Origin of the sequence: Sphingobacterium composti, from assembly GCF_009829075.1 — a bacterium.
Lineage (GTDB): Bacteria > Bacteroidota > Bacteroidia > Sphingobacteriales > Sphingobacteriaceae > Sphingobacterium > Sphingobacterium composti.
The window spans coordinates 25502-45774 of the sequence record NZ_WUQZ01000020.1 but is presented as its reverse complement, the minus strand read 5'-3'; the positions used below and the strand labels follow the sequence as shown (position 1 = coordinate 45774).

General features: G+C 37.3%; 13 protein-coding genes. 3 read left to right on the top strand and 10 right to left on the bottom strand.

All coding sequences use genetic code 11. The features are described 5' to 3' along the window. Position 1 precedes the first annotated feature (1 nt). The 8 genes from GOQ17_RS12580 to gltB form a co-directional block, all read right to left on the bottom strand. The gene (locus tag GOQ17_RS12580; protein ID WP_159637849.1) at positions 2 to 2011 is read right to left on the bottom strand and encodes an NADH-quinone oxidoreductase subunit 5 family protein; all 2010 of its coding nucleotides are present in this window, start codon (positions 2009 to 2011) and stop codon (positions 2 to 4) included. Then, positions 2011 to 2316 carry an NADH-quinone oxidoreductase subunit NuoK gene (gene nuoK, locus GOQ17_RS12575; protein WP_149913193.1) on the bottom strand — a complete coding sequence of 102 codons (306 nt, stop codon included), beginning with the start codon at positions 2314 to 2316 and terminating at the stop codon, positions 2011 to 2013. Before nuoK ends, GOQ17_RS12580 begins: the two co-directional genes overlap by 1 nt. Continuing rightward, positions 2313 to 2861 (bottom strand): NADH-quinone oxidoreductase subunit J family protein, encoded by a 549-nt coding sequence (locus tag GOQ17_RS12570; protein WP_159637847.1) that lies wholly within the window; start codon positions 2859 to 2861, stop codon positions 2313 to 2315. The genes nuoK and GOQ17_RS12570 overlap by 4 nt, the downstream gene beginning before the upstream one ends. After that, positions 2861 to 3421 carry a 4Fe-4S binding protein gene (locus GOQ17_RS12565; RefSeq protein ID WP_159637892.1) on the bottom strand — a complete coding sequence of 187 codons (561 nt, stop codon included), beginning with the start codon at positions 3419 to 3421 and terminating at the stop codon, positions 2861 to 2863. The genes GOQ17_RS12570 and GOQ17_RS12565 overlap by 1 nt, the downstream gene beginning before the upstream one ends. Before the next feature lie 4 nt (positions 3422 to 3425). Continuing rightward, complete coding sequence (nuoH, locus tag GOQ17_RS12560) at positions 3426 to 4499, bottom strand: NADH-quinone oxidoreductase subunit NuoH (protein ID WP_159637845.1); 1074 nt, start codon at positions 4497 to 4499, stop codon at positions 3426 to 3428. 137 nt (positions 4500 to 4636) lie between these two features. Further along, positions 4637 to 6616 carry an FUSC family protein gene (locus GOQ17_RS12555; protein WP_159637843.1) on the bottom strand — a complete coding sequence of 660 codons (1980 nt, stop codon included), beginning with the start codon at positions 6614 to 6616 and terminating at the stop codon, positions 4637 to 4639. 251 nt (positions 6617 to 6867) lie between these two features. Continuing rightward, positions 6868 to 8334, bottom strand: a complete 1467-nt coding sequence (locus tag GOQ17_RS12550) for a glutamate synthase subunit beta (protein WP_159637841.1) — start codon at positions 8332 to 8334, stop codon at positions 6868 to 6870. A 20-nt stretch (positions 8335 to 8354) separates the two neighbouring features. Beyond that, complete coding sequence (gene gltB / locus GOQ17_RS12545; protein WP_201288613.1) at positions 8355 to 12857, bottom strand: glutamate synthase large subunit; 4503 nt, start codon at positions 12855 to 12857, stop codon at positions 8355 to 8357. Positions 12858 to 13064: 207 nt separating this feature from the next. Between gltB and GOQ17_RS12540 the strand changes: the two genes are divergently transcribed. Further along, positions 13065 to 14162 carry a mandelate racemase/muconate lactonizing enzyme family protein gene (locus GOQ17_RS12540; RefSeq protein ID WP_159637839.1) on the top strand — a complete coding sequence of 366 codons (1098 nt, stop codon included), beginning with the start codon at positions 13065 to 13067 and terminating at the stop codon, positions 14160 to 14162. Here the strand turns inward: GOQ17_RS12540 and GOQ17_RS12535 are convergent. Then, positions 14159 to 14569: a hypothetical protein gene (locus tag GOQ17_RS12535; protein ID WP_159637837.1), complete on the bottom strand. Its 411-nt coding sequence runs from the start codon at positions 14567 to 14569 to the stop codon at positions 14159 to 14161. The genes GOQ17_RS12540 and GOQ17_RS12535 overlap by 4 nt on opposite strands. Before the next feature lie 139 nt (positions 14570 to 14708). Between GOQ17_RS12535 and GOQ17_RS12530 the strand changes: the two genes are divergently transcribed. Next, positions 14709 to 15719, top strand: a complete 1011-nt coding sequence (locus GOQ17_RS12530; protein WP_159637835.1) for a LacI family DNA-binding transcriptional regulator — start codon at positions 14709 to 14711, stop codon at positions 15717 to 15719. Here GOQ17_RS12530 and GOQ17_RS12525 read toward each other — a convergent pair. Beyond that, on the bottom strand, positions 15708 to 17009 hold the full coding sequence (locus GOQ17_RS12525; RefSeq protein ID WP_159637833.1) for an MFS transporter: 1302 nt from the start codon (positions 17007 to 17009) through the stop codon (positions 15708 to 15710). The genes GOQ17_RS12530 and GOQ17_RS12525 overlap by 12 nt on opposite strands. Before the next feature lie 231 nt (positions 17010 to 17240). Between GOQ17_RS12525 and GOQ17_RS12520 the strand changes: the two genes are divergently transcribed. Then, positions 17241 to 20270, top strand: coding sequence for a SusC/RagA family TonB-linked outer membrane protein (locus GOQ17_RS12520; protein WP_159637815.1), 3030 nt, complete (start codon positions 17241 to 17243; stop codon positions 20268 to 20270). Positions 20271 to 20273 lie beyond the last annotated feature (3 nt).

Sequence of the window (20273 nt, the reverse complement as noted above, 5' to 3'; positions counted from 1 at the left end):
TTTATTTTAATATCAAATAAATTATTCCAATCAAAACCACAGTCATGGTGAGTCCCAAGTAACTTTGCAAACGACCATTCTGAAATGTACGTAATGCGTTTCCAAGTTCATAAGCTAAGCTGGCTACGCCATTCACGATACCGTCGACAATGTATTTATCAATCCAAGTTATCAAGGCACTGACTTGGCGAGTAATATAAGCTGAGCCATTCACGATGCCATCCACGATGTATTTATCAAACCAAAAGCTGATTTTTCCGATTTTGAACGTAGGATTGACGAAAGCTCTCATCATCCATTCATTCATATCAAATTGATTTTGTGCGAAATCAATCCAACTGCTATTCGCATTCAAAGGATATTTACCTTTTACATACCAACTATAGCCAATAACCCAGCTAATTAAAGCGGTAGCGGTCAATACAATTGGAATTATTGTATGTAAAGCGTGAATTTCAGGGAACGTATAATTAACGACTAATCCGTTTAAAATCGCAGCATTAGCATACGAAAAGGGATTCCAAGAAAATACAATAAATAAAGAACAAACAGCTAAGAAAGCCATTGGGATCAGCATTGTTTTTGGCGCCTCATGCAAATGTACTTTATCACCAACATCAAATCGTAAGGTTCCAAAGAATGCTTTGAAAATTAATCTTCCAATGTAGAATGCTGTTAAAATGCTGACAATCACTAAAACAATGGGAATCACAATTGTTAACCCACCTTGTTGTATTGCCCATTCGAAAGCAGAAATCACGATAGCGTCTTTCGACAGAAATCCTGAAGTCAATGGAAAGCCTGCCAAAGCCAGTGAAGCAATTGCCATCATCACGAAGGTCTTTGGCATATATTGACGAAGTCCGCCCATATTACGCAAATCTTGTGGGTCAAAATCTAGATTGGTATGTGCTTTCAAATGTGCCATTTCGTGAATAACCGCACCTGCACTCAAGAATAATAGACATTTGAAAAAGGCGTGTGTTGCTAAGTGAAACATTGCAGCATCCCATGCGCCAATACCTACAGCAACCATCATATAGCCTAATTGCGAAATAGTAGAGAAAGCTAATACTTTTTTAATATCGTATTGTGCTACCGCAAAAAAAGCTGAGGTTATAGCTGTTATAGTGCCTATGATTGCGATAATAAGTAAAACCGTTCCGTTGAATAATGGGAAAATAGAACTCAGTAAAAATACCCCTGCAGCAACCATTGTCGCTGCGTGGATCAACGAAGAAACAGAAGTTGGACCTTCCATCGCGTCAGGCAACCATAGATGTAAAGGAAACTGAGCTGATTTTGCCATAGCTCCTAAAAAGAAACAAATTCCAGCTGCGGTGATTAACCCCGAATTAATATCAATGATACTTTGGAAGAATAAGCCGTCTTTTCCTACTATCTCCACTAAATCTAACGTTCCAAAGGTGCTGAATAGAATAGCAAGACCGATTAAAAATCCCAAATCTCCAATTCTATTGATTAAAAAAGCTTTTTTATTCGCTTGTACAGCAGATTCTTTTGTAAACCAAAATCCGATTAATAAGTATGAAGCGAAACCCACCAATTCCCAGAAAATGTACATGACAAGTAGGTTTTTGGAAATCGTCAAGCCCAGCATCGCAAAGCAGAATAAACTTAAATACATCCAATAGCGATGCAAGCCTGAATCACCTTTCAAATAGGATTTGGAATAAATATGTACGGGCAATGCTATAATGCAGACAATAAACTGCATTAAAACCGTCATATTATTCAGTAATATCCCAATATTGAATGTTTTCTCACCAATTGTAAACCATGTATAATCGGCGTGTAGTGGCTTGCCATTCCAAACTTCGGCAAATACAAAAACTCCCGAAAGAATTGTACTCAGCAGGATAGCGACCAACGAAAATATACCGGAAGTTGACTTCTTACCCAATATTGCCTGGATGATAAAGGCAACAAAAGGCAAAAGTACAACTAGCATACTTGCTACAATAGGCGATATGTTCAGTAGATAATTCATTAGTCTCTTAAGTCCGTAATATTATCTGGATTAATGGTTTTGTAATGTCTGTATACATTTAAGATAATTGCCAATCCTACAGCCACTGAAGCTGCCGCTAACACAATAGCGAACAAGGCAAATACCTGACCACCGTAATTGATTTTATCATATTTGCTGAAAGCTACAAAATTCAAGATTGCTGCGTTAATCATCAATTCGATGCCGACAAGAATCATAATCGCATTGCGTTTAGCTAAAACCGTGTATAACCCAATGCAAAAAATACAAGCACTTACCACCAAAAAATGAGTCAACGTAATCATTGGGTATCCTCCTTTCTGGATAAATGTGCTGCGCCAATAAGCGCCATCAGCAAGAAAATAGAAATGACCTCAAATGGCAATACATATTGTGTCATGAACTTGATACCCAGTTGGTGTATATTGTTATCAGTAGGTGAGATGATATCACCGGATTTGATATTACTCATTATCCATTCGGGCATATCATTATTCCATTCTTTCAAGCCTAGTAAAATAACGGTAAAAAACCCTATGGCAAGCAATAAGGATTGCCAGCTAGGCATACTTATAAATGATCCTGAAATATGTTGTAAATCTGCCAATAGCTCTTTGTTTGAAAGCATGAAAGCAAAAATCATTAAAATCAAAACCCCACCAACATACACCATGATTTGCGTGATTGCCACAAAATCTGCTAAAGCAAATAAGAATAAGCCAGCCATTGCGAATAAGGTGATGAAGAATAAAAATAAAGCGCGTGCAGTATTTTTCAAACTCACCACTAAAAGCGAAGAACCTATTGCTAAAACTGCAAAAGCATAAAAAAGAAATACTTCTAGATTCATTATTTCTTTTTAGCTGCCTCCTTATCAGCTTGGAAACGTGTCCATTCTTCTGAGCGTTTGGCTATTTCTTCATCCGTCATTTCGCCAAAATCATAGATTAAGTCCGTTAATTTTGTCGTGCTGCGGTCGTACTGATTGGTCATGGTGATGCATTCAGTTGGACATACTACCGTGCATAAGCCACAATACATACATTTGGCCATATCAATATCAAACTGCGCGGCATACAGACGTTTTACACTGCCGTCCGATGTTTTTCCTATTGCCTCAGGTGATTTGATAGATTCTATAGTTATACAATCCACAGGACAGGCTTTTGCGCACAAATCACACACGATGCAATCATCTATTTCGACGTCTAATTGATAACGTGCTACTTCAGGAATTGGCATTGTCTCGTGTGGAAACTGTACCGTCGTTACGCCTTCTTGTTTCTCAAAATAATCAGCTTGACGAATGTCGCGTGTTTCACGTGATTTTTTAGCACCAAATAGATGCCTCACGGTCAAAAGTAATCCTTTTACCGCAGTTGCAAAGCCGTGTATGGTTGTTTTTAAAATCAACTTAATTCATTACTAATATGCGCCACAATCCTGATATTGCCATGCAGGCAAAAGCAATTGGGATCATGACTTTCCAACATAAGTTCATTAGTTGGTCTGCTCTGAAACGTGGCAAAGTCCAACGTATCCACATTTGAACACCTACAATGGTCAATGATTTTGCAAAAGTCCAAAAAATACCCCAAACCAAACCTGTTGTCCAATCTGCTAATTTTAAAGCGCCAATATTGGGTAAAGGTGTATTCCATCCCCCTAAAAAGATAACTACACCAAGCATGGCCACCAAGAACATCATGGCATATTCTGCTAAGAATACAAAGGCAAAGCGAATGCCACCATATTCTGTATGAAAACCACCAATTAATTCGGATTCAGCCTCTGGAATATCGAATGGAGCTCTGTTACATTCTGCTAGCGTTGCCACAAAAAATATGACATAAACAACAATCAAGTGGGGAGCTTGAAATATATTCCAAGCGAATATTCCGCCGATTTCGGAAACATCCCAAAATCCTAGAAAATGAATTTTTTCTGTACTGAGAATTCCTTGATTAAATGCTATTTCGTTCAGATTTAAGGTTTGTGTAATCATCACCGCAGCGATCAAAGATAATCCAACCGGAATTTCATACGAAACCATCTGCGCAATTGCGCGAATTGAACCTAGTAAAGAGTATTTGTTATTTGATCCCCATCCTGCCATCAAGATACCCAAACCATCTATGGATACAACAGCCATGATGAAGAAAAGTCCTGTATTTGTATTTGCAGGTATAAAATTAGGTGCCCAAGGTACTACGGAATATCCAATAAATACAGCTACAAAAATAACGACTGGTGCAACGGTAAATAATATTTTATCCGCAGCAGAAGGGTTAATGAGTTCTTTTTGAAGGAGCTTAAGAATGTCGGCGAATGTTTGAAGTAAACCGTATTTTCCAGTTTCCATCGGGCCTAAACGGTCTTGTACAAAACCCGCAATCTTGCGCTCTGCATATACCGCAAATAGCGTAAACAAAGCAATAAAGCCAAAAATGACAAGCGGTACAAGAATATGAAGTAGAATATCGCCCAATGTACTCTTTAGATTAATTCTTAACTAAGTACAAACATACGCAAATCATAGGAATTGCCCTATAAAAAAAGAAAATATACTAAGTTGGTAGATTATTTGATTTTAGGTTGGAATATTGAATTAATTTATGAAAAAAATCAAATCTTCCGATAAGTTATATTGTCGGATAATTGTTGTGCATCAGTAATGAACTTTTGGATGTGCTCCATTTTCTCCATTATTTTAGAATACTCAAACTCATCTTGCACTTTGTTGATATTTATGGCTATCCCAATCAGTAAAGCATTAATGCGATAGGCTAAAGATTGAAAATGATGAATGTTTGATTTGTATTTTTTGCCTATTATTGGATCTTTTTCTAATTGTTCGAGTGCATCAAAGCTTTGGGCTAAAGTGTTTTGGGTCGATTTTCTTAATAATCGAAGCTCATAATAATTTACATCTTCACTATTAATGTTTTCTTGAATCTTATTCAAATAAGTATTGAAGTTTTTGAGAAGAATCTGTGTTTGATTTTTTATAGTTCTGAAATAATTAATCGGAATGGCTAAACATCCTAAGACTGCTAAAATTGCTCCTAATAAGGTGAAAGCAAATCTACTGCTCAAAATAATCGGCGTATTCCCTTCGTATAAACTTTGAAAGATAACTATCCCAATGGTGATAAAAATGACACATACAAGATAATTTGTTCTGGAAAACAAGAGATACAGATATACGCTAATAGTTGTAAAGAATAGGAGAGCAATATTATTTTTAAAAACTAACAACAATCCAATACTTATACATAATCCAATCACAGAACCTACGATTCTTTGATAATTTCTCTTTTGGGTGATATTGAAAGTCGGTCTTGCGACTAATATTACTGTTAAAATAATCCATGACGCATACCTAAACTCAGGTAATATATATCCAATCGCTCCAGCAAAAGCCAATAAGAGCGACATGCGTACAGCATATAGGAATATAGTTGAATTGAATGTTAGGTTTTTTAATATGCTTTTGAAAGTTGCTTTCGGTGTGATAAAATCTCTGTAGGTCGAATTGTCAATCCACGTATTAGTTTGTGTAATAGTATTTGATTTAATTTTTGAAAGAAGGTCTAATATCTGCGTAAGTTGTGAGGATATTGAGTCAATTAATTTTTTTTGGTCTTTGCTTAGAATGGTGTTGATACTATTAAGCTGAGCTATAATAGCAAGCAGTTCATCCTTCTTGTTGCTTTCAAAGCTTGGAGCCGTATTCGAGAGATTTATTTTTGCTGTTTCATCAGCTAATATTTTTAAGGCAATACGAATTAGTGGTAACGTATGTGTTGGTTTTAAAAGCTCTCTTGTGGTTTCGTAGTCATGGTCAATTGCCATCAATTGCTCATACAAGTCCACAAGACAGTATAATTTGGACAACCACACTTGGGTGGTCTTGTTCGCAGAATTTAAAAGTTGATTTTCACGTAGTAATAATGACCTTATTTGTTCAAGTTTATCACTTACTTGGATATGAACAATACTCAGTTTTTTGTAAGTCGCATTTAAGTTTTTTGTTTCATCGTAGCAATCAACTTTTACCGAAATCAGATTCGACATATTGGTAATTCCATCTTCAACAGCATATTTGAGCGACCTATAAGGATAAATATGTGCGAATATCAAAGAGAAAGTAAAATAGATGAGACACCCACTACTAACTGCAATAGCGTAAATAATTGGGTCAGATGGTCTTAATCCTATTGTAAAACTTGCTACGATAAGTCCAATATTACCGACAATACCTATTCTAGCTCCAAAAATCGTGATAAATGTATAAATGAATCCAATAGAAGCTAATATGAATAGGATGATTTCACTTTGGCGGTAATTAGCAATCGCGACTGAAAAACTCGTAATTATAAATATGGATATGCACCAAATGGCTGTACTAACTTTATCTTGTCTATTTCCAGGTAAATCAGTCAAACAAGAAAGAAGTATTCCTACGCCAACAGCAATCGTCGTTTCTTTTTCGAAAAAAATATAGCTAATACAACAAGAGACAACAAGAATCAAGATGTTGTACAAAGCATCAAAACTTGATTCTTTCTTCAGAAATGTAATTATGTCTTTTGTATTGCTCAATTACTGACGTTGTTTATAAGTGATATTTTGCGCAAAGATATTAAATATCATTTATTTTCTTAATAATAATTTTGTTGTTGGTGTTTATTGTGAAATAATATTTTGATAAAATAAATCATAGGAATTCTATATGTCACTTTTGCGCAATGAAAGACAATTAAGTTTTCTAAATCTATGTTGGTATTAATAAAAAAAACCTTCTTGCAATTCACAAGAAGGTTCGATTGAAAAATATAGATGATGATTAGTTGCTATGCATGTGTGTAGACAGCTTCTTTGCTTTCTAATACGGTAGAACCCATTAAGAATTCATCCACTTTGCGTGCGCATTCACGACCTTCAGATATCGCCCACACAACTAGAGATTGTCCGCGACGCATATCACCAGCAGCGAAATATTTGCTTGCATTTGTTTGGTAAGAACCTTCAGCAGCTTTTACATTTCCTCTTTCATCCAAAGCAATGCCTAATTGTTGCAATAGGCCTTCGTATTGAGGATGTAAGAAACCCATAGCTAGTGTTACCAATTCGCAAGGAATTTCACGTTGTGAACCTTCTACTTCTTTGAATTTCGTTGGTCTGCCCAAAGCATCAGTTTCCCATTCTAAATCTACGACTAAAGCAGCACGTAAATTTCCATTATCGTCACCTAAGAATTCTTTTGTACTGATACTCCAATGTCTTTGACATCCTTCTTCGTGCGAAGTCGTAGTTTTTAATAACATGGGGTAAGTAGGCCAAGGCATGGCGCCAGTACGGGTTTGAGGCGGTTGAGGCATCAATTCAAATTGAGTGACAGATTTTGCACCATGTCTGTTTGACGTACCTACACAGTCAGAACCCGTGTCACCACCCCCGATTACCAATACATTTTTGCCTGTAGCTAGGATTTCTTCTGTTTCGATAGGCGAGTTGCCCACACGCTTGTTTTGTTGTTTCAAAAACTCCATCGCAAAGTAAACGCCTTTTAGTTCACGTCCAGGGATATTCAAATTACGAGGAATTGTAGAACCGCCAGACAATACAACTGCGTCGTATTGGTCTAATTCTGATGCCGGAACATTCTTTCCTACTTCAGCATTCGTGCGGAACTCGATGCCTGATTCTTTCATCACTTCCACACGTCTGTCGATAACAGATTTGTCTAATTTGAAATCAGGAATACCATAACGTAATAATCCGCCCACCTTGTCATCGCGTTCGTAAACGACTACGTCGTGACCTGCTTTGTTTAATTGTGCTGCAGCAGCAAGCCCAGCAGGACCACCGCCAACAACAGCTACTTTTTTACCTGTTTTGATTGCAGATTTGTTCGGTTGAACATAACCTTTTTTGTAAGCAATCTCAATGATATGTTTTTCAATTTCCTCGATAGCTACAGGGTTTTTGTTGATACCCAACACACATGCTGACTCGCATGGTGCTGGACAAATACGACCTGTGAATTCAGGGAAATTGTTTGTCGATGACAAAATATTATATGCTTCTTCCCATTTGCCGTCATAAACAGCATCGTTGAATTCAGGAATGACATTACCAAGTGGACATCCTGAGTGACAGAATGGAATACCACAGTTCATACAACGTGCAGCTTGGTTGTTTAGTTGCTCGTCAGAATAAGTGTGTACAAATTCTTGGTAATTTTGTTTTCTATTTTCTACAGCCTCTTTTTGAGGAAGTACTCTATCAAATTCTAAAAATCCAGTTGCTTTTCCCATGATTTTATTTCCTCTTTAAATTAAGCTACAACCATTTTTTTCTTCAATAACACATTTTTATATTCACGAGGGAATACCTTGATGAATTTGTTCTTTTCGGTAGCCCAATTTTCTAAGATAAATGAAGCGCGCTCACTCTTCGTCAAGTTGATATGACGTTTCAATAATGCGATGATTTCGTTTTCATCTTCTGTATCTAATGGGTCAAGGTCTACCATTTCTTGGTTGCAGTTATCCTTGAAATTACCACTGATGTCGTAAATCCAAGCAATACCACCGCTCATACCAGCCGCAAAGTTTCTTCCTGTATTACCCAAGATTAAGGCACGTCCACCTGTCATGTATTCACAACCGTGGTCACCGATACCTTCGACTACAGCCGTAGCACCTGAGTTACGTACAGCAAAACGCTCGCCCGCCATACCATTGATAAATAAGTGACCTGAAGTCGCACCATAAAGGGCTACGTTACCAATGATGATATTTTCGTGCGGAGTCAATGTGCTTGATTTATCTGGATAGATAGCTAATTGAGCACCTGAAAGACCTTTACCAACATAATCATTCGCTTCGCCTTCTAATTCGAAAGAAATACCTTTGGTGTTGAATGCACCGAAAGATTGTCCCGCTGAACCTTCGAATTTGAAGTTAATCGTGTTGTCAGGTAAGCCTTCCGAACCGTAGATTTTTGAAATTTCGTTAGAAAGTAAAGTTCCGATTGTACGGTCTGTATTTTTCACTTTGAACGTGCCAAATACAGGCGTTTTATTTTCTAAAGCTTCTTTAGCTTGTTTTAATAATCCCCAATCTAAAATCATGCTCATGCCGTGGTCTTGCTCTTCTGTATTGTAAAGTGATTGACCAACTTCATTGCGTGCTACGTGTAAGATGCCTGAGAAATCAACTTTAGCTGCTTTCCAGTGGTTGATATCTTCACGTTTTTTCAAGAATTGGGCACGACCTACCATTTCGTTGATGCTACGGAAACCTAATTGAGCCATAATCTCACGCATTTCTTCTGCTAAGAATTGGAATAGGTTGACGATATCTTCTGGTTTCCCTGAGAATAATTTACGTAATTCAGGGTCTTGAGTAGCTACACCTACAGGACAAGTATTCAAGTGACATTTACGCATCATGATACATCCACCAGCCACTAAAGCTGCAGTTGCAACACCCCATTCTTCAGCACCTAATAATGTAGCGATGACTAAGTCACGACCAGTTTTCATTTGACCGTCAGCTTGTAATACCACACGGCTACGTAGTTTGTTTTGTACCAAAGTTTGGTGCGCTTCAGCCAAACCAAGTTCCCAAGGAAGACCAGCATGTTTGATTGAGCTGATAGGCGAAGCACCTGTACCACCATCGTAACCTGCGATTAAGATTACATCGGAATGTGCTTTTGCTACACCAGCAGCAATCGTTCCAACACCAGCTTTAGAAACTAATTTCACGTTGATACGAGCATCGCGGTTGGCATTTTTCAAGTCAAAAATCAACTGTGCCAAATCCTCGATAGAATAAATATCGTGATGTGGAGGAGGAGAGATAAGACCTACGCCTGGTGTAGAGTGACGAGTTTTTGCAATCCAGTCATCTACTTTGTGTCCTGGTAATTGACCACCTTCTCCTGGTTTAGCACCTTGAGCCATTTTGATTTGAATCTCATCCGCTTGTGTCAGGAAGTTGGATGTTACACCAAAACGTGCAGAAGCAACTTGCTTGATAGCCGAACGCATAGAGTCTCCGTTAGGTAATCTTTGGTAGCGGATTTCGTCCTCACCACCTTCCCCTGTGTTGGATTTACCACCGATGCGGTTCATCGCGATAGCTAATGTGCTATGCGCCTCGTGCGAAATAGAACCGAATGACATGGCACCTGTAGCAAAACGTTTTAGGATTTCGCTTGCTGGTTCTACCTCGTCGATAGGGATTGCATTTCTATGTTTTGCAAAATCTAATAATCCGCGAAGCGTAAACATTGCTTCTTTTTGGTTATTGATTAATGCTGAATATTTTTTGAAAGATTCGTAGTCATTGTTACGACACGCTTGTTGCAACAAGTGTACTGTTTGTGGATTCCACAAGTGAACTTCACCACGACGTTTCCATTGGTAAATACCACCTTCTGGCAATAATGGTTTTACGTTGCGTGGAGCTTCGAATGAACGCCAGTGTTTAGTCAATGCTTCACGAGCGATATCATCTAAGTTCAAACCGCCGATACGGGATACTGCACCACAGAAAAATTTGTCAACAACAGATTTGTCAATACCCAATACTTCGAAGATTTGAGCACCATGATAAGATTGAAGCGTCGAAATTCCCATTTTAGAGAATATTTTCAACAACCCGTTACAAACGGCTTTTACGTAGTTTTTACGTAAATCTTCCCATTCTAGTTCAGTGTCTAATTGACCTTCAGCTTTCAAAGTACGGATACTTGCTAAAGCCAAATAAGGGTTGATTGCCGTAGCTCCGAAGGCTAATAAACAAGCGAAGTGGTGTACTTCCCAAGCATCACCAGCTTCAACCACTAGACCTACAGCACCACGGTTACCTGTTTTGATTAAGTGGTGGTGTACTGCAGAAACAGCTAAGATAGAAGGTATAGCTGCGTGTTGTGAATCGATAGCACGGTCAGAAAGGATAATTACCTCAAAACCATCACGTACCGCATCATCTGCATAACGGCATAATCTTTCGATACCTGCTTCTAATGAACCTGGTTTACCGTCAGCACGGAAGTATGATTGTAATGTTTTCGCTTGGAATACACCAGTATCGATAGAACGTAATTTCTCTAACTCGCTAGAAGTCAAGATAGGATGTTCTAACGTTACGCAGTGACAAGATTTTTTATCTTCAACAAGAATATTTCCTGAGTTACCAATGAAAGTAGCCAAACTCATCACCAAACGCTCACGGATAGGGTCGATAGGTGGGTTTGTTACTTGCGCAAAGAATTGTTTGAAGTAACTAGAAATATGTTGTGGTTGGTCTGACAATACAGCTAACGGAACATCCGTACCCATTGAACCGATAGGTTCGTAACCTGTTGTCGCCATCGGCGTCAAAATCGTTTCAATATCTTCTCTCGAATAGCCGAAAGCTTGTTGATATTTGAAAACAGAATCTTTTGACAAGTATGTAAACGTAACACGTGGGTCTGCTAATTCTTCTAATTTGATTTTATAGTTGTTAATCCATTCGCCGTAAGGTTGTTGACGAACTAATTCGCCTTTTACCTCTTCGTCAGTACGGATTACACCTTCTTCCATGTCTACTACGAAGATTTTCCCAGGTTGTTGACGGCCTTTTTTGATGATGATAGACTCATCGATAGGTAATGCACCTGCTTCAGAAGCAACTACTACACGGTCATCCGAAGTCACCGCAAAACGTAATGGACGTAAACCATTTCTATCTAAGGTAGCACCAATCATTTTACCGTCCGTGAAACATAATGCAGCAGGACCATCCCATGGCTCCATTAAAGTCGCGTGATATTCGTAGAATGCTTTTTTCAATGGGTCCATCTGCGAGTTTCCGTCCCAAGCTTCAGGTACCAACATCAACATCACATGTGGTAAACTACGTCCGCTATGTAATAATAATTCAACAACGTTATCTAAACAAGCCGAGTCAGATTGTCCTTTGTCTACTACAGGAAGCAAAATTTCCATCTCTTCTTCTGTGAAATATGGAGAAGAAAGAGAGCGAACACCTGCATAAAACCAGTTCAAGTTACCTGTCAAGGTGTTAATTTCACCATTGTGCGCCATCATGCGGAAAGGCTGCGCCAATGACCATGATGGAAATGTATTAGTAGAGAAACGCGAGTGTACCAAACCGAAAGCAGATACGACACGTGAATCTTTTAAATCTTTATAATAAGTACCAACTTGATAAGTCGTTAATTGGCCTTTGTATATAATTGTTTTGCAAGAAAGCGAAGCGATGTAGAGTGGAAGAGGGTATTCTTGGGTTGATTTGATTTTTTGGATTATGAGTCTTCTTAAGACATACAATTTGCGTTCGAAATCCTCAGTATTTGTAACGCCATCTGGTCTTGCTACAAAAAACTGAACGATCTCGGGTTCGGCGCTCAAGGCTGTAGGTCCAATACCTTCTTTATTTACTGGAACTACTCTGAAGCCTAAAAAATCCATTTTTCTATCTTCTGCGGCTTCTTGTATTACTTGACGACATAGTTCGTTTAAAGGTTTTTCTTTTGGTAAGAAAACCATACCTACACCGTAATAACCAGGCTCTTGAAGTTGTATGCCTAAGTCAATACATTCTTCCCACAAAAATTCATGTGGTACTTGAATCATAATTCCCGCACCATCACCACTTTCAGGATCACATCCGCATGCTCCGCGATGTTCCATGTTTTCTAGCATAATCAAGGCATCACGTACATGATCGTGCGATTTTCTTCCCTTTATATGTGCTACAAAACCAACACCACAAGCGTCGTGTTCAAATTCTGGGTTGTAAAGTCCTTCTTGCTGCATTCTTATATAAATTATGTTAAGTCGATTAAGAGTTTGCTAATATAAAAATTATATCACAAAAAAATTGAAATATTTTCAATAAAAAATATAATATGTTGATTTATTTTTAATCTTGTAGCTTTTTTTAGAATCAAATTGTATTTATTTCGTAGTTTGATAGGTAATATGGAATTTCATTCGTTTTTTTGTCCTTCTATACAAAGAATTATGAACATCACTGAAATACAAATCTACCGACTAAGTATTCCGATGGAGCCATTTGTCATTGCCACAGGTACCATGGATTACGCTCAAAACACTTTTATTAAGGTAATTACAGATACAGAACATTATGGTGTGGGAGAATGCTCCGCATTTCCGATGATAGTGGGTGAGACACAGAATACTTGCATTGCTGTGGCCCAAGATTTTGCAAAAATTTGGAAAGGTAAGAATGCTTTAGCGTTGGAAGAACGTTTAGCGGAATTACATTTATATATTGCTGGTAACGCTACTATAAAGTCAGCTTTTGATATGGCACTATATGACTTGAATGCAAAGGCCGTGGGTTTACCACTGTATAAGTATTTAGGAGGTGAACAAAAATCGATTGTCACAGATATCACGCTGGGGATTGCTACTCCTGAAGAAATGGCACAAAAGGCATTAAAATTAAAAGAAGATGGGGCATTTGCGTTAAAAGTGAAGTTGGGTAAAAAGCCGCAAGATGATATTGCTCGAATAAAAGCAATACGTCAAGCTGTTGGTTTTGATATTCCAATCCGCATTGATGCCAATCAAGGTTGGTCTTACGAAGGCGCAATCGAAGCTCTTCAAGGTTTAGAGGCTTATAAAATTCAATTTTGTGAACAGCCAATGCGTACCTATAATGATCATCTATTGCCAGAATTGCGTACCCAAACTATTGTGCCGATAATGGCTGATGAATCGGTGTATTCGCATTATGATGCAGAAAGATTGTGCAAATCTGATGCTTGTGACTATATTAACATCAAATTTTCAAAATCTTCGGGGATAAATGAAGCGTTGAAAATACAAGCAGTAGCATCTGAATACGGTATACCGTGTATGATAGGTGGTATGCTAGAGTCGCGTTTGGCTTTGGCTGCTAAAGTGCATTTTGCATATGCATCTCCAAATGTAAAATTTTATGATTTGGATACTTGTATGGTTGGGCATCTCGAGGATCCAGTCATAGGTGGGATTCAGTACAGTGGTTACGAAATAAATATTTCGGATGATATTGGTATTGGAGCAGATATTAAGCAAGAATTCTTAGATAAATGTGAAAAATGGGTGATTTAATCACCCATTTTTTGTTTTTTCATTTTTCTAACCCTTCCATTCTCTTCTACGGCTATCCAATGCATTATGGTAGAATTTTTAAGAGAGACTTTATATTTTTCCACATTCTTATTTTCATTTATAGAAATTCCTTCAAATATGGTTAATATACTATTATCCGGATCTAAGGCGTATTTTTTGAATATTGTTGTGTCTGTTGTGTAATAATATTTATCTCTAAGAATAAAGATGTGACATTCATTACTGTTTTTATGAAAAATATAGGAATAGTAATTTCTATGGGTTTGGAATTCTTCTACTTCCTCATTCCATTTCCCTTGTAAAAAATCAGGGGTTAAATTTTCGTCTTTTTTGCAGCTGATTATTATGAGGAATAAAAACGCGTATAATAAAAGTTGATTTTTCATAATTTTATAATGGTTATTATTAATGAAACGAAAGTTTTGTATTTCTGCTACATTATTTAAATCTAATTATGCATTTAATAATTTTATCAACCGTTTTTTTGCTTACTTTGTTTTCCTAAAATATTATAATTCTAAAATTATGAGTAAGGTAGATATTATTTCCATAGCTAAAGCTTTGAATTTGTCAAAGTCTACTGTGTCTCGTGCATTTCAGGAGAAAAGTGATATAAATCCTAATACTAGGAATCGGATTTTGGCTTATGCTAACGAAATTAACTACCGTCCTAATCATTATGCTAGTAATTTGCGTGAGCAAAAGAGTAAAACCATAGCGATTGTGGTTCCCGAATTGGAAAACAACTATTTTACGCAAATCATCAAAGGTGCAGAAGAGATTGCTAAGCGTGAGGGCTATCATATCTTGATTTATGCAACGGATGATGATATAAATAAGGAGCGAGAGTTTATCACAAGTATTTCAAATGGCAAGGTTGATGGAGTCTTAATGTCTGTTGTTGGCGAGAGGGATAACCACAGCTATCTAGATAATATTGATTTAGTAAAAATGCCCATAGTATTTTTTGATCGTGTATACGATGATGTTAATATTACAAAAATTGTCACAGATGATTACCAGAGTAGCTTTGACGCTACAGAGCACTTAATTCTTGGAGGATGTAAAAGAATAGCTTATTTAGTGGTAGACAAAGATCATTCTATAGGTAAAGAAAGAGCTTTTGGTTATAAAGACGCTCTTGTAAAATACAATATCCGAATACAGGAAGAGCTAATAGTAGATTGTTCGAATTCATACGAGGAGAATTTTAATATCATCAAGCAACTTCTGATAAATCATAAGCCAGATGCAATATTTGCTTCGGTAGAGAGATTAGCTTTTTCTACCTATTTTGTGTGTAATAAACTTGGGTTGAGCATTCCGCAAGACTTAAAAGTTGTAGCTTTCTCTAGTTTACAGATTGCTGAACTTTTGGCGCCAGCATTGTCAACAGTCACTCAACCAGCTGAAAAAATAGGTAAAAAAGCAGCAAAAGTGTTGTTGTCAAAATTAAAAGGAGAAGAACAGCATTTGGATTCTAATACAATTGTGCTTAAATCCGAATTAGTCATTCGAAACTCTTCACAATTTTAGAGATTTTCTAAAAAGTAAAGCTGATAATCCCGCTAATATTAAGGCTGTACTTCCCATTAAAATGGCAAAAATTGCTTTACCACCAAAGTGATCTTGTATAAGCCAACCACCAATCAGACCTATTACGACTTGTGGTACAGTAATGAATAAATTGAAAATGCCAAAATATAAACCAATTTTTTGTTGAGGAATAATCCTGCTTAAAAGCGCGAATGGTGATGCTAATATACTACCCCAAGCTATTCCTACACCTATCATCGGCAGATATAAATCTTGAATAGATGTGCTGTAGAATATTCCTAACAATCCTAATGCACCACAAAACAAAGAGATTAGATGCACAGTTATAATGGTTGTCTTTTTGTATAAATAGGGTAATACGAGTGAAAAGATACTTGCGGAGAGGTGGTAGCAGCCAAACAAAATTCCAGTATAATTAGCTGCTTTGGCATACAGTACTGACTCAGAAGTATAATCGTATTCACCATATATATGTTGTGCTATTGCAGGTGTCATAAAAATCCAAATCAAAAAAAACGCAGCCCAACTAAAAAATTGTATTAATCCCAATTGCCACATCTTTTTAGGAATTTTTGGTATATAAAAAGTTGTGGTTAAGCTTGCTTGAGGAACGGATAGTATTTTAGTGTTGTATTTTTTGATGGCTCTAGCTGTGATAAGAACCGCTATTAATAATAATGACGCACCAATATAAAACGACCACTTTACATTATCTGGAATTTGATTGCCTGTGGATGTCGAACTTAACGATAGAAACTCATGTAATATATGAGGTAAAGTAGAACCTAATATAGCACCTAGGCTAATTAGAAATGTTTGAATTGCAAATCCTTTTGGTTGCTGAGAAATAGGTAAATAATCAGTAATCGCAGTCCGAAGTGGATGCATACTTACATTGAAAGACAAATCAATTATTATAATAAGCCATGCGCCAATCAATAATGGTGACCATAGCGCGATGAGAAGATTTGAATTCGGTAGAGCAAATAAGGATATAGTACATAAAATTCCGCCTGTCAACAGATAAGGAATTCTTGTTTTCCCTGTTCTTATGTTCTTGTCGCTCAAATACCCAATAAGTGGCTGAATTATCGCGCCAGACAAAGGAGCTATGAGCCAAAATAATGATACTTGGGTAAGATCAGCCCCAAAATTTTGAAGTATTCGTGTAACATTGCCAGCTTGTAGTGCAAAACCAATTTGTATTCCTAAAAATCCAATACATAATGAAGTGATTTGTGAGGTGGTCTTAGCTGGCTGTTGTTTCATGAACTTTCTTTAAAGAAATGAAAGATAAGACTTCTTCCTATATTTTGAAAAATCTTATTTTGAAAAATATTTTGGTCTGAAAAGAATTTTTTATTATCTTTATGTAATATCATTGGGAACGTTCCCAAATGTTATGGTAACCAAAATAAGGAAAACAAAAACTATCGAATGCTTGTTCTTTTAATAGAAAAACCATTCAACTTATCTTAATATAAACCAAAAACTCAAATTATGCAAAATTTTACATTTCGTAATTCGTTGCTGTTCTATTTGTTTTTGCTACTTAATTTCATCACTTTGTCGAGTTATGCTTCGTTTGCTATGCAGACGAATTCTATTGCAGGTAAAGTTACAGATGGAAATGGAGGGGCAGTTGTAGGAGCAACAGTAAGTATTCAAAATTCAGCTATTGCTACGTCTACAAATGCAAATGGGGAGTATCTGCTGAATAATGTGCCAGCTGGCAGACAAGTTGTAGTCGTGAATATGATTGGTTTTGAGAAGTCTGAAACCAACACTAATGTAATAGCTGGCGCTAATACCTTGGATATAACACTAATTTCAGCTTCTGATGAACTGGAAGAAGTCGTAGTTATAGGCTACGGTACAGCTAGACGTAAACAAGTTACAGGCTCAATTTCTAGCGTAACTCCAGAAGAATTTAACAGAGGTGTAGTGAGCTCCCCAGATCAATTATTAGCGGGTAAAGTCGCAGGTCTTACGGTGAACAGGTCTGGTGGTGATCCAACTGCCGGGGCGACGATGCAATTGCGTGGACCTTCTTCTCTAACAGCAAGTTCTTCGCCATTATATGTCATTGATGGAATTGTAGGCGCTAATATTGAACTGATTGCGCCAGATGATATTGTATCGATGGACGTGATGAAAGATGCATCTTCGACAGCAATTTACGGTTCGCGTGCAGCCAATGGAGTTATTTTTGTGACGACCAAAAGAGGTAAAGCAGGCGCGCCTGTCCTTTCTTACAGCGGTTATGCTGCATCAGAAACAGTTTCTAATCGTGTGAATGTATTAAGTGCTGCAGAGCATAAGGCTTTTGTCGAAGCAAATGGACTTGCAGTAGCGCCTACTGAAACAGGCTACGAAACGGATTGGCAAGATGCTATCACAAGAAATGGTGTATCGCACAACCACAATTTATCGCTGACAGGTGGAAGTGAAGGCACACGATACAATGCTTCTGTGAATTACTTCAACAATCAAGGTATTGTGAAGCGTAGTGGTGTAGAAAAAATTGTTGCGCGTGTAGGCGTTGATCAAAACGCTTTTGAAGACCGATTGAAACTATCATTTAATTTAGCGAATAGCATCAATACATCTACGCATATCGATTATGGTATTTTTAATGGCGCAGCACGTTTTGTGCCGACTTCGCCGATTATGACCGATGATCCAGGATATGCGCAATATGGTGGCTATTTTCAAGTCGTAGGCCGTACAGGTTATATGAATCCAGTTTCGATGTTGAACCTTCGCGATGAAAACAGAAGTAATAACACGTTGCTTGGAAACTTCAAAGCAGATTTGAAGCTTGTTGATGGCTTAGTTTGGTCGAATGTCTTGTCTTACCAACGTACGCATTGGGACAAGAATTATTATATGGCGCGTACTGATTTTGATTCTTTCGCTTTAGGAAGAGGGTTTGCAGATCGTACTGCCTTAAAACATATTGACAAAATTTTAGAATCTTATTTGAATTATTCCTTCACTGCTGATTTGCACACATTTGAGGCGATGGCAGGTTATTCTTACCAAAAAACTAAGAATGATGATGGTCTTCGCGGGAGTACTGTTGGATTTATGTCGGATGATTTAGGATCTAATAATCTAAATTTAGGAGCATTACCTGATGGTTATAATCCTTATGCTGAGTTTAGAGGAGAAGGTTATCCACACATCAAAGAATCCTTATTAATATCCGGTTACGGTCGTTTGGGTTATAATTACGATGAGAAATATCTGTTAAGTGCTTCTATTCGTCGTGATGGTTCATCCAAATTTGGGGTGAATAACAGATGGGCAACATTCCCGTCCATTTCTGCGGCCTGGCGATTAACACGTGAAGATTTCATGCAAGACCAACAATTATTTTCTGAATTGAAAATAAGAGCAGGTTATGGTGCATCGGGTAACCAAAATATTGATCCTTACCGTAGTATTATTTTGTTTGGACCACGTGATGGACAATTTTTCTACAATGGTAAATGGGTAAATGCATATGGTGTAAGTCAAAATGAAAACCCAGATTTGAAATGGGAAAGCACATCCATGTTTAATGTAGGTTTGGATTTCGAATTGTGGAGAGGTCGTATTGGTGGTACAATTGAGTATTACAATAAAGAAACCAAAGACCTATTGTATGAATACGATGTACCTTCTCCTCCTTATCAATTCAACAGATTATTGGCAAATGGTGCAAGTATGAGTAATAAAGGAATAGAAGTGGTGTTGAACGCTAATGTATATTCCAATGAAAATTTCCGCTATTCCACTACTGTGAATTTTGCAAGAAATGTAAACGAAGTTGGTTCACTTTCTTCTAACATTGAGAATATCGGTGTGTCACAACGTTATGAAGGTGGTATAGGTTTGGAAGGATGGACTGGGCAAACTGCATCAATTGTATTGCCAGGTCAACCTTTAGGAACTTTCTATGTGGCTAAGTATGTAGGTTACGACGAAGTTGCAAAGCGTACAATTTATCAAAAACCATCAGGCGAATTGGTAACACAAGACCAAATTTCTGCTCCAGACGATTACCAAATTATGGGTCATGCGCTTCCTAAGTTTACCTATGGCTGGAATAATAATTTCAGATACAAAAGTTGGGATTTAAATATCTTCTTAAGAGGTGTTTACGGCAATCAGATCTTCAATGCTACACGTGCAGATTTATCAAGATTGCAACAGGCGAATGTGACGAATATTTCTAAGGACGCGTTAGAAGAAGGAATTTTTGAAACACCATTGATCGCGTCGAGCAGATTTTTAGAAGATGGTTCGTTTTTGCGCCTAGATAATATGACTTTAGGTTATCGATTCAACACAAGTCAAGCTAAATATTTTAAACAAGCGCGATTGTATTTGACTGCACAAAACTTATTTGTATTAACTAATTATACAGGTGTTGATCCTGAATTAGAGTTAGGTGGAAATTCAGCATTATCTCCAGGTATTGATAATAGAAGCTATTATCCAAAAACTCGATCATTCGTTCTTGGTGTCAATTTCACATTTTAATAC

Coding starts and splice junctions, on each gene's coding strand:
- gltB (WP_201288613.1), bottom strand. CDS start 12,857: ATGCAGCAAGAAGGACTTTACAACCCAGAATTTGAACACGACGCTTGT.
- GOQ17_RS12550 (WP_159637841.1), bottom strand. CDS start 8,334: ATGGGAAAAGCAACTGGATTTTTAGAATTTGATAGAGTACTTCCTCAA.
- GOQ17_RS12570 (WP_159637847.1), bottom strand. CDS start 2,861: ATGAATCTAGAAGTATTTCTTTTTTATGCTTTTGCAGTTTTAGCAATA.
- GOQ17_RS12580 (WP_159637849.1), bottom strand. CDS start 2,011: ATGAATTATCTACTGAACATATCGCCTATTGTAGCAAGTATGCTAGTT.
- GOQ17_RS12520 (WP_159637815.1), top strand. CDS start 17,241: ATGCAAAATTTTACATTTCGTAATTCGTTGCTGTTCTATTTGTTTTTG.
- GOQ17_RS12525 (WP_159637833.1), bottom strand. CDS start 17,009: ATGAAACAACAGCCAGCTAAGACCACCTCACAAATCACTTCATTATGT.
- GOQ17_RS12540 (WP_159637839.1), top strand. CDS start 13,065: ATGAACATCACTGAAATACAAATCTACCGACTAAGTATTCCGATGGAG.
- GOQ17_RS12530 (WP_159637835.1), top strand. CDS start 14,709: ATGAGTAAGGTAGATATTATTTCCATAGCTAAAGCTTTGAATTTGTCA.
- nuoK (WP_149913193.1), bottom strand. CDS start 2,316: ATGATTACGTTGACTCATTTTTTGGTGGTAAGTGCTTGTATTTTTTGC.
- GOQ17_RS12535 (WP_159637837.1), bottom strand. CDS start 14,569: ATGAAAAATCAACTTTTATTATACGCGTTTTTATTCCTCATAATAATC.